The sequence below is a fragment of the Aeromicrobium sp. Root495 genome, assembly GCF_001426755.1.
In the GTDB taxonomy this organism is placed as follows: Bacteria; Actinomycetota; Actinomycetes; order Propionibacteriales; family Nocardioidaceae; genus Aeromicrobium.
This window is the reverse complement of sequence record NZ_LMFJ01000001.1, coordinates 643461-653036: the sequence shown is the minus strand read 5'-3', so window position 1 is coordinate 653036 and position 9576 is coordinate 643461. Positions and strand designations below refer to the sequence as shown.

Genomic DNA, 9576 nt, shown 5'->3' with positions numbered 1-9576 from the left:
GTCTCGCCGTCCGCGTGGCAGACGGCTTCGCCGTGAAGAGAGCGGACGACGATCCCTCGAACGCCGCCTCCGGCGGGACGGTGGGGCCCATGAGTCTCACCGTCCGCGTGGCAGACGGCTTCGCCGTGAAGAGAGCGGACGACGAGACTCGAACTCGCAACATTCTGCTTGGAAGGCAGAGACTCTAACCAATTGAGCTACGTCCGCAGCGCTGCCGAAGCAGCGCGTCCATGATGCCACACGGCCCCGACCGACCAGCGATGAGGCATTGCGGTTGCCCTGACAGCCCGAAGGCATCATCGCTCGTCGCCAGCCGCTGGCGACCGACGAGGAATGAGGCTTTCAGGTCGCCCCAGCAACCCCAAAGCATCATCACTCGTCCGAGAGGGGTGCCGCTGGCGACGGAAATCGGCCATCATCAGCCATGCGCTCCGTTCTGATCACCGGCTGCTCCTCCGGCATCGGGGAGGCCACTGCGGCCCGCCTCGTGAAGGCTGGCTGGACCGTCCACGCCACCGCTCGCAGGCCCGAGACGCTCGAGGACCTCGCCGCGGCGGGGTGCCACGTGCACGCCCTCGACGTCACGAGCGAGGACAGCATGCAGTCCGCGGTCGACGCGATCCTGGGGGACGCCGGACGGATCGACGCCCTCGTCAACAACGCCGGCTACTCGCTGTCGGGGGCCGTGGAGACCCTCGACCTCGACGACGTCCGGAAGGAGTTCGAGACCAACGTCTTCGGCCTGGTCCGACTCAGCCAGATGGTGCTCCCGGGCATGCGGGCGCACGGCAGGGGACGCATCGTGAACATCTCGTCGATGGGCGGCCGGCTCACCTTCCCGGGTGCCGGGGCCTACCACGCGTCCAAGTACGCCGTGGAGGCCTTCTCGGACGCGCTGCGGTTCGAGGTGAAAGGCTTCGGCGTCGACGTCGTGCTGGTGGAGCCGGGGCTCATCACCACCAACTTCGAGCAGGCCGCCACCGCCACGATGAAGACCGACGACGACAGTCCCTACGCCGGGTTCAACGCAGCGGTCCGCACTGCGACGCAGGAGGCCTACCGCGGCCCGCTCGTGCGGCTCGGCGGGGGCCCCGACGCCGTGGCTAAGGTGATCGAGAAGGCCCTCGACGCCAAGAACCCCCGGCCGCGCTACCTCGTGACGCCGTCGGCCGGACTCTCCATCACAGGGCGCCGGCTGCTCGGAGACCGCGGCTGGGACCTCGCGATGCGCGCCCAGTTCCCCCAGCCGGAGTAGTGGGCTAGGACTTGCGGTCGAGCACGAGGACGGCCCGGTCGTCGTCGTGGACCGGGACGCGGTCGAGGATCTTGCGCGCCGCGTCGGCGAACTGCGACTTGGCGACGTCGACGGCAGCGCCGCGCAGCCACTCGACACCTTCGCCCACGCTCTGCTGCCGGGTCTCGACGACGCCGTCGGTGTAGAAGAGCAGCGCGTCGCCGGCCTCGAGGCGGCCGACGGTCTGGTGGAACTCCGGACGGGGCATGATGCCCAGCGCCACGCCGCGGGCCTCGTCGGCGGTCCACTCCTCGTCGACGGCCGACCAGCGCAGCACGGGCGGGTGCCCGGCGCTGATGATGGAGTACTCGCCGGTGTCGAGGTGCAGCAGGACGTGCACGGCGGTGGCGAAGCCCTCCTCCCAGTCCTGGCGCAGGAGGTAGTCGTTGGCCGAGGCGAAGAGGCCGAGCGGCGGGAGCGAGCCGATCAGGCCGCCCAGGGCGCCGGAGAGCTGCAGGGACTGTGTACCGGCGGCCACGCCCTTGCCGCAGACGTCGACCAGCACCATCTCCAGCTGGTGGCGGTCGCTGCTGAGGTTGGCCACGAGGAAGTCGCCGGCGAACCGCGCTCCTCCGGCCGAGCGCATGGCGGACTGCGAGCGCCAGCCGTCGGGCAGCGGCGGGACGACGCCCTGCTTCTGCAGGCGGTCGTTGAGGTCGACGAGCATCGCCTCACCGACGGGGCCGGGCAGACCCGTTCGGCGCCGCGAGGCCTCGAACAGGAAGATCGCCACGATGATCGCCATGGTGAGCAGGGTGCTGACCCGCCCGAGCGACATGCCGTTCTTGACGGACTCGTGGGTGACCGAGACGGCGAGGAAGACCATGTCGACGAGCACGAGCGTGAGCAACGGCTTGTAGCGCAGGGTGAGCGAGCCCAGCAGCATCGGCACGACGAAGGTGGAGGCCGGGAAGGCCATGTACTTCACGAGCGAGCCTGTCAGGAGACCGACGCTCAACACCAGCAGGACCGAGAGGACGACCAGCTGACCCTCGCTGGTGCCGGTGCGCCACCGGATGACACGGTCGCCGACCCAGCGCCACACGCTCGGCAGCACCCGCTCGACCAGGGACTTCATCCCCAGATCCTATCGGCCGCGCTGGCAGGTGGGGCACCAGAAGAGGTTCCGCGCGGCGACCGTTGCCTTCTGCACCGATGAGCCGCACACGAGGCAGGGTCGACCGTCACGCCGGTACACGTAGACCTCTCCCCCGTGGTCGTCGCGGCGGGCCGGACGTCCCATCGCTCCGGGCTCGTGCTCGGGCCGCACGGTGTCGATACGACCCGTCCGGACGCCCTCGCGCATGAGCACCACGAGGTCGTCCCACAGCGCGTCCCAGGTGGTGCGGGAGAGCTCACGTCCTGGTGTCGTCGGGTCCACGCCGTGCCGGAACAGCACCTCGGCGCGGTAGACGTTGCCGACACCGGCCACGACCGACTGGTCCATGAGCAGCGCCGCGATGCTCGTGCGCGAGCCGGCGATGCGGAGCCACGCCGGCTCGGGGTCGGTGCCCGGCACGAGCGGGTCGGGCCCGAGCCGCGCCAGCAGCGCGTCCACCTCGGGCGGCCCCAGCAGCGCGCACGCCGTGGGCCCGCGGAGGTCGGCGACGCGGTCCTCGGTCTGCAGACGCCAGCGCACCTGACCCCGGACGGCCGTGTCGCCGGGCCCCAGCTGCCAGCCGCCGAACAGGCCCAGGTGGACGTGCACCTGGTCGGCGAGCCCCTCGAACGCGACCAGGACGTGCTTGCCCCGCGCCGTGGCCTCGAGCAGGACCCGGCCGTCGAGCCGGGCCGCCCCGGCGTCGAACCGCCCCTGGGGCGACGACGACGCGACGACCCGCCCCCCGAACGCCTCGGTGAGCTCTCCGGCCAGGCGGTGGAGGGTGTGTCCCTCAGGCAAAGGTGCCGGTGTCCTCGTACCGCGCGAGGAGGTCGATCCGGCGCTGGTGCCGGTCGAGCCCGCTCCACGCGGTGGAGAGGAAGGCCTCGATGATGGCCTCGACCTCGTCGGTGGAGTGCATGCGCGCGCCGACCGAGACGATCTGGGCGTTGTTGTGCTGACGCGCGAGCTGGGCGGTCTCGACGCTCCAGGCGAGCGCGGCGCGAGCGCCCTTCACCTTGTTGGCCGCGATCTGCTCGCCGTTGCCCGAGCCGCCGATGACGATGGCCAGGGACTCGGGGTCGTCGACGGCCGCCTGGGCCGCGTCGACGCAGAACGGCGGGTAGTCGTCGTCGGCGTCGTAGGCGTGGGCCCCATGGTCGACGGGCTCGTGACCTTGGCCGGTGAGCCACTCGACGAGATGGGCCTTGAGCTCGAAGCCGGCGTGGTCAGCGGCGATGTGGACGCGCATGCGTCACCTTCCTGAGGGGGTGGAGGGGGCGAGAAGATCCTGCACGAAGTGCGTGAAGCCGTCACGGAGGGCCTCGCCCTCGAGGTCGCCCAGCACGTACCGCCGCGTGGCGGGACGCTCGGGCTCGAACGGGTCGTTCACGAGGAGGTCGTCGAAGACCTCGTCGAGGTTGCCGAGGTCGCCGCGGATGACGTAGCCCGTCTGGGTGAAGCGGTACTTCTCCCGGAAGTCCTCGACGGAGTCCTTCGTGGCCACGATGGCGTAGGGCTTCTCCGACATCAGGAAGTCCGACGCCACGCCGCACAGGTCGGAGATGAGGGCGTCGGCCCGGTTGGCGCACTCGGCGACCGTGAGGCCGCGCTCCACCTTGGGACCCCAGCGGTGGAGACGGCCCGTGCGCTCGCGGTCCTCGCGCAGGATCTCGTGGATGGCCTTGATGTGCTCGCGGCGCTCGGACCAGCGGTAGCTGAGGGGATGGGCCCGGAAGATGACCTCGACGTCGCGCTCCAGCAGTCGCTTCACGATCGTGGGGCCGAGGGCCAGCGACGAGAAGTCGGCCTCGCCGTCGAGTCCCTGCCACGTGGGCGCATACATGACGGTGGGCCGCTCGATCTCGCGGATGGGTCGCTCGGGCTTCTGGATGGTCCAGTTCTGCGGACGGCCGATGGGCACGAACTTCTCGCGCGGCATGTCGACGCCGTGCTTGGCGTAGCGGTCGATGGCAGCGGGTCCGGCGACGATGAGCTTGTCGTACATCACGTGGCGCGGGTGGTAGTTGCCCGGCTTGTCGGTGTCGCCGTGGTGGAGCCACACGTGCGTGGCCCGCTTGAAGCGCCAGAAGGTCTCGTTCTGCCGAGCGTTCTGGACGTAGAACACGATCTTGACGCGGCGGCTCACGAGCCGGCTCACGTCGTGGCGCACTCCGGTGCGGCTCAGCTGGACGAACGGCGAGTGCAGGCCGGCGCGCTTGATGATGAGCGAGGCGTAGCGCCGCTGCAGGTTGACGACCACCGGCTTGGCGTCGGCCTCCAGGAGGTACGGCTCCCACATGGCCAGCTGCGACGGTGCGCCCGACTTGCCGCAGTACGCGAGGAGCGAGCGGGTCCCGCGGGCACGGACGGCGCGGAGGATCCGCTCGCGCCTGAGATCGAGGACGAGCGTGGGCACGGCGGCGAGCGCGACCAGCAGAAGGATCACGAGGCCGACGACGGCGGCCACGGCCTCGTCGTCCACCCGGGTGAGGAGCGGGACCGACGCCGCAGCCGTGGCCTGGGCCACCGAGAGCCACGTGGATCGGAAGAAGGGCTGACGGGGCTTGCCGTCGGGGACGCCGTCCAGGCCGTACGCGAAGATCGTGGTGTCGGCGCGACGCGTGGCGAGCAGCGCGGTGGCGGCCACCAGGAGCCCGGCCAGCAGCGCGGCCACGGCGGCGTCGCCCCGCACCAGCGCCCCGACGAGCGACACGAGCGCGACGAACGCGGTGGTGACCCGGAGCACGATGCTGGTCCAGTCGGTCAGCTCCTCGCCCGCCCGCATCAGGACGAGCGAGCCCACGACGGCGACCGCCAGCACGATCGCGCCGCTGACGACGTGGGGCACCGCGGCGAAGCCGACGGCGCCGAGCACGAGGAGGAGCACGACGATCTTGACGAGGCGGGGCAGGGCCCTGGTCCGTCGCAGGACCGTGGCGCGGAACTCGCTCAGAGCAGACGGGACAGGCACCGCAGGAGTCTACTGGCCCCGCGCCGACCCCCGGTCGACCATGCCTCGCGTGTTACCGTCTCGCAGTCCTGACAGACGATCCGAGAGGCCCTCAATGAAGGGTGTTGTCCTTGCGGCAGGCGTGGGTTCCAGGCTCCGACCGCTGACGTCCAACAAGCCGAAGTGTCTCGTCGAGGTGAACGGCAAGCCGTTGCTCGACTACCAGCTCGACGCGTACCGAGCGGCCGGCATCGGCGAGGTCGTCATCGTCACGGGCTACGAGGCCGCCGCGATCGAGAACCACGTCCGGCACATCGACGACCTGACGATCCGGCTCGTCGAGAACGTCGACTTCGAGTCGACCAACAACATGTACTCGCTCTACCTGTGCCGCGAGCTGCTGCGCGACACGCCCTTCGTGCTCAACAACGCCGACCTCGCGGTCGACGACGACATCGTGGCGCGCCTGGTCCAGGACCCGCGGGGCGACCTCATCGCGGTCGACTCCGGCCAGTTCGACGAGGAGTCCATGAAGATCACGCTCACCGACGACGGCGAGCGCGTCACCGACATCGCGAAGACCATCACCGAGGACGTCGCGTACGGCAACTCCATCGACCACTACAAGTTCTCGGTCGAGTCCGCAGCGGCGCTGATGGCGCACGTCGTCGATGTCATCGAGGTCCGCAAGTCCCTCAAGGACTGGACCGAGGTGGCCCTGCAGACGCTCATCAAGTCCGGCGACCTGCCCATGCAGCCGCTCGACATCGCCGGCGCCCGCTGGGTCGAGGTCGACAACTACGTCGACCTCGCCATCGCCGACATGCTGTTCTCCGAGCTCGGCACCGAGCTCGAGGGCATCAAGGTCGCGTTCATCGACATCGACGGCACACTCGTGACCGGCGACGCCCCCATTCCCGGCGGAGCCGAGTTCGTGGAGCGCGCCCGGGCCCGCGGCATCAAGATCTACTTCCTGTCCAACAACTCCTCGCGGGCCAAGAGCGACTACGTCACCAAGCTGGCCGGCATCGGCATCACCGCCACGGTCGAGGAGATCGTGCTGTCCACCGACGGCCTCGCGAGCTTCCTGCTGAGCCGCAAGACCCGCGGCGTCTACGTGCTGGGCACGCGGGCGCTCAAGGCCTCGCTCGAGGAGCTGGGGCTGCCGGTCGTCGAGGACGACGCCGAGTACGTCGTGGTGGGCTACGACACCGAGCTCGACTACGCCAAGCTCCGCACGGCGTGCCGCAACCTCAACCGCGGCGCCGACATCCTCGCCACGCACCCCGACGTCTGGTGCCCGTCGGAGGACGGACCCATCCCCGACATCGGCGCCCTGCTGCAGATGCTCGAGGCCACCGTGGGCAAGAAGCCGGTGCACGTCTTCGGCAAGCCGCAGCGCGAGATGATCACGCACCTCATCACCGAGTACTCGCCCGACGAGGTGCTCGTGGTGGGCGACCGCCTCTACACCGACGTGACGCTCGCCAAGAACGCCGGCGTGCGCTCGGCCGCGGTGCTGAGCGGCGAGACGCAGCGCGACGCCCTCGACGGCGCGTCGGTCTCGCCCGACATCATCGTCCCGTCGGTGGCGAACCTGCTGGTCGGCTGATGGCCTCCGACAGGCTCAAGGAGCGAGTCGCTCCCTGAGCCTGTCGAAAGGCGCTCAGCTGAAGTCGAGCTCGCCCTTGCGGGTGCGCTTGAGCTCGAAGAAGTCGGGGAACGACGCGAGCGCGCGAGCGCCGTCGAACACCGTGCCCGCGGTCTCGCCGCGCGGGATGCTCTGCAGGACCGGGCCGAAGAAGGCCACACCCTGGACCTCGATGACCGGGGTGCCGACGTCCTCGCCGACCTTGTCGATGCCCACCTGGTGGGAGGCCCGGACGGCGTCGTCGAGGCTCGTGTCGTCGGCGGCCCGGGCCAGCTCGGCGGGCAGGCCGACCTCGGCGAGGACCTCCTCGTAGAGCGCGGTCTCGAACTCGCGACCCTCGTTGTGGCGCTTGGTGCCGATGGCCGTGTAGTACGAGCGCAGGGCCTCCTGGCCGTGCTGCTGCTCGATGGCGATGGCGATGCGGACGGGGCCCCAGCCGCGCTCGATCATCTCCTTGTACTCGTCGGGGACGTCCTTGCCCGAGTTGAGGACCGACAGGCTCATGACGTGGAAGACCGTCTGGACGTCACGCACCTTCTCGACCTCGAGCATCCAGCGGGACGTGATCCACGCGAAGGGGCACAGGGGGTCGAACCAGAAGTCGACCTGCTCCTTGGTGGAGGAGGCGTTGGCGGCGTCGGAGGAGGCGAGAGTCTCAGTCATGTCAGTCACAACACCGGACGACCCAGTCGCATTTCCTCCACGAGCGAGGCCACGACGGCGTCGAGCCTCCCGCCGTTGGCCTCGGCCACCTTCCGCTGGCGCTGGTAGGACGCACCGTGCTCGACGATGTCGAGCACGCCGCCCAGCTCGTCGGAGCATCCCAGCCGCTCCGCGACCGGAGCAAGACGCTCCACGAGGCGGCGCAGGTCGTCGGTCACGAGGTCCTCGTTGGCCTGCTCGTCGAGGATGAGGATCGCGTCCATGCCGTAGCGCGCGGAGCGCCACTTGTTCTCCTGGGCGAACCACGGCGCGAGGTCGGGGATGCTGCGTCCGGCGTCGAGCTCGCTCGAGAAGTGCTCGACGAGGCAGTGGGTGAGCGCCGAGATGCTGAGTAGCTCGCTCATGGTGGGGATGCCGTCGCACACCCGGACCTCGAGCGTGCCGAACTTGGGCGAAGGGCGCAGGTCCCAGCGGATCTCGTCGAAGATGTCGATGACGCCGGTGCGGGTGAGGTCGTCGACGTAGCCCTCCAGCTCCTCCCACCGCTGGAAGTGGAACGGGAGGCCCGCGGTGGGCAGCTGCTGGAACATGAGCGCGCGGTTGGACGCGTAGCCGGTGTCCTTGCCGCCCCAGAACGGCGAGGAGGCGCTGAGGGCCTGGAGGTGCCCGTAGTACGAGAGCATCGCGGCGCTGATGGGCATGACCTTGTCGCGGTCCTCGATGCCGACGTGCACGTGGACCCCGTAGATGAGCATCTGCCGACCCCACCACTGGGTGCGGTCCATGAGCGTGGCGTACCGCTCCTTGTCGCTGACCTTCTGGTGGTCCCACCGGGCGAAGGGGTGGGTGCCGGCGCACATCAGCTCGACGCGCAGCCGGTCGGTGACGGTGCGGATGAGATCGATGTTGCGCTCGAGGTCGGCGCCGGCCTCCTTCACGGTGTGGGCGACGCCGGAGACCACCTCGACCGTGTTGAGCAGCAGCTCCTGGCGGATGTGCGGGTGCTGGCTGCCGTCGAGCGGCGCGACGGCGTCGAGGACGTACTCGGCCACCTGGCGCAGGTCACCGGAGTCGGAGTCGACCAGGGCCAGCTCCCACTCGATGCCGACGGACGACCGCTCGGAGGTCGCAAAGGGGATCTTCACACCGCCCATCCTGCCCGACCTCGGGGCGCGAGCCAGTACGGTCTCACCCATGACCACCCCCTCCGACCCCGGCCGCGCCAGCAGCACGTGGAGGGCGGACCACCCGTGGGCCGTCATCTACGACCGGGTCAGCGGCAGCGACCGCCTGGGCGCCCTCCTGTGGCGCGTGGGAGCGGGCTCGAGCCTGTCCGTGCTGCACGGTCGGGCCCGTGACGCCCTCGTCCACGCCGGCACCGACGCCACCGTGCTCGACATCCCCTGCGGGGGCGGCGTGGTCCTGCGCGACGTGCCGCGTGGCTTCGCAGGACGCTACGTCGCCGCCGACATCTCCCCCGCCATGCTGCGGCGCACGGCCGAGGAGGCCGAGCACCTCGCCCTGAGCCACGTCGAGATCACGGAGGCCGACGTCCAGGCGCTCGCCTTCGACCACGGCACGTTCGACCTCGTCGTGGCCTTCACGAGCCTGCACTGCTTCCCCGACCCGGCACTCGCGCTGCGCGAGATCGCCCGCGTGCTGAGGCCGGGCGGCCGCCTCAGCGGAAGTGCGTTCCTGAACGATGCCGGGCCCCGCTTCACCCCGGTGATCCTCGCCGGCCGTGCCCTCGGCCTGCTGGGGCCCAGCGGCACCCGCAAGGACCTGGCCCGCTGGCTGGCCGACGTCGGCCTGGTCGACGTCGAGATCACCCAGGCGGGGGGCCTCACGTACTTCGGCGCCCGGAAGCCGGAGCGCGCACCCGACGCGTAGGCGCACGGTGAGACGGCGCGTGAAAG

Annotated in this window: 9 protein-coding genes and 1 tRNA gene; 3 read left to right on the top strand and 7 right to left on the bottom strand. The window is 70.2% G+C overall.

Going from position 1 to position 9576, the window contains the following annotated elements:
* Positions 1-133: 133 nt before the first annotated feature.
* A tRNA-Gly gene (locus tag ASD11_RS03405) sits at positions 134-207 on the bottom strand.
* A 217-nt stretch (positions 208-424) separates the two neighbouring features.
* Between ASD11_RS03405 and ASD11_RS03400 the strand changes: the two genes are divergently transcribed.
* Positions 425-1255 (top strand): SDR family NAD(P)-dependent oxidoreductase, encoded by an 831-nt coding sequence (locus ASD11_RS03400; RefSeq protein WP_056283293.1) that lies wholly within the window; start codon positions 425-427, stop codon positions 1253-1255.
* A 4-nt stretch (positions 1256-1259) separates the two neighbouring features.
* Here ASD11_RS03400 and ASD11_RS03395 read toward each other — a convergent pair whose 3' ends face one another.
* The 4 genes from ASD11_RS03395 to ASD11_RS03380 are packed head-to-tail and all read right to left on the bottom strand — an operon-like array spanning position 1260 to position 5367.
* The gene (locus ASD11_RS03395) at positions 1260-2372 is read right to left on the bottom strand and encodes a PP2C family protein-serine/threonine phosphatase (protein ID WP_056283290.1); all 1113 of its coding nucleotides are present in this window, start codon (positions 2370-2372) and stop codon (positions 1260-1262) included.
* Positions 2373-2381: 9 nt separating this feature from the next.
* Complete coding sequence (locus ASD11_RS03390) at positions 2382-3194, bottom strand: Fpg/Nei family DNA glycosylase (protein WP_056283287.1); 813 nt, start codon at positions 3192-3194, stop codon at positions 2382-2384.
* On the bottom strand, positions 3187-3645 hold the full coding sequence (locus ASD11_RS03385; RefSeq protein WP_056283284.1) for a ribose-5-phosphate isomerase: 459 nt from the start codon (positions 3643-3645) through the stop codon (positions 3187-3189). The genes ASD11_RS03390 and ASD11_RS03385 overlap by 8 nt, the downstream gene beginning before the upstream one ends.
* 3 nt (positions 3646-3648) lie before the next feature.
* Positions 3649-5367, bottom strand: coding sequence for a CDP-glycerol glycerophosphotransferase family protein (locus tag ASD11_RS03380; protein ID WP_056283282.1), 1719 nt, complete (start codon positions 5365-5367; stop codon positions 3649-3651).
* A 94-nt stretch (positions 5368-5461) separates the two neighbouring features.
* On the opposite strand from ASD11_RS03380, the gene ASD11_RS03375 reads away from it, so the two are divergent.
* The gene (locus ASD11_RS03375) at positions 5462-6958 is read left to right on the top strand and encodes an HAD-IIA family hydrolase (protein WP_162246455.1); all 1497 of its coding nucleotides are present in this window, start codon (positions 5462-5464) and stop codon (positions 6956-6958) included.
* Positions 6959-7012: 54 nt separating this feature from the next.
* On the opposite strand, the gene ASD11_RS03370 is transcribed toward ASD11_RS03375, so the two are convergent.
* Entirely contained in the window at positions 7013-7660 is a 648-nt protein-coding gene (locus tag ASD11_RS03370) for a mycothiol-dependent nitroreductase Rv2466c family protein (protein WP_056283278.1), read from the bottom strand.
* Between the two features lie 5 nt (positions 7661-7665).
* Entirely contained in the window at positions 7666-8805 is a 1140-nt protein-coding gene (locus ASD11_RS03365) for a glutamate--cysteine ligase (protein WP_200940050.1), read from the bottom strand.
* 49 nt (positions 8806-8854) lie between these two features.
* Here ASD11_RS03365 and ASD11_RS03360 point away from each other — a divergent pair, with 49 nt between their 5' ends.
* Positions 8855-9550 (top strand): class I SAM-dependent methyltransferase, encoded by a 696-nt coding sequence (locus ASD11_RS03360; RefSeq protein WP_056283271.1) that lies wholly within the window; start codon positions 8855-8857, stop codon positions 9548-9550.
* Positions 9551-9576: the final 26 nt, after the last annotated feature.

Coding starts and splice junctions, on each gene's coding strand:
- ASD11_RS03400 (WP_056283293.1), top strand. CDS start 425: ATGCGCTCCGTTCTGATCACCGGCTGCTCCTCCGGCATCGGGGAGGCC.
- ASD11_RS03395 (WP_056283290.1), bottom strand. CDS start 2,372: ATGAAGTCCCTGGTCGAGCGGGTGCTGCCGAGCGTGTGGCGCTGGGTC.
- ASD11_RS03385 (WP_056283284.1), bottom strand. CDS start 3,645: ATGCGCGTCCACATCGCCGCTGACCACGCCGGCTTCGAGCTCAAGGCC.
- ASD11_RS03375 (WP_162246455.1), top strand. CDS start 5,462: ATGAAGGGTGTTGTCCTTGCGGCAGGCGTGGGTTCCAGGCTCCGACCG.
- ASD11_RS03370 (WP_056283278.1), bottom strand. CDS start 7,660: ATGACTGAGACTCTCGCCTCCTCCGACGCCGCCAACGCCTCCTCCACC.
- ASD11_RS03360 (WP_056283271.1), top strand. CDS start 8,855: ATGACCACCCCCTCCGACCCCGGCCGCGCCAGCAGCACGTGGAGGGCG.